At 75.9% G+C, this 282-nt stretch carries 1 pseudogene; it reads right to left on the bottom strand.

From position 1 onward, the window contains the following. Nucleotides 1-139, bottom strand: a pseudogene (locus tag MKK60_RS23830) (3-deoxy-7-phosphoheptulonate synthase); the annotation flags it as partial. Nucleotides 140-282: the final 143 nt, after the last annotated feature.

The raw sequence follows: 282 nt of genomic DNA, 5'->3' as shown, positions 1-282 counted from the left end.
TCACCCGCTCGAACGGGCGCGTCTTGTAGCGGCCGGCCGAGATCGTGTTGCCGTGCATCGGATCGCAGACCCACACGACGCTGCGCCCCTCGCGCTCGATCGCGCGAACCAGGCGCGGAAGATGCTCGCCGACCTTGTCCGGGGGCGCCCTCCGGCGCGGGTGCGGCCGCTTCCCCCTCGGTCCTGGCCGCCACGAGCCCGTCGGCGAACTGCAGCGTCACGGGCGTGCCCGCCGGCAATCCGAGGCCGGAGCGCAGCGCCGCGCCCGCGCCGTCGCGGACC

It is taken from the genome of Methylobacterium sp. J-092, assembly GCF_022829325.1.
In the GTDB taxonomy this organism is placed as follows: domain Bacteria; phylum Pseudomonadota; class Alphaproteobacteria; order Rhizobiales; family Beijerinckiaceae; genus Methylobacterium.
Note: the sequence above shows the minus strand (reverse complement) of the source record. Positions and strands in the feature narration are given on the sequence as shown.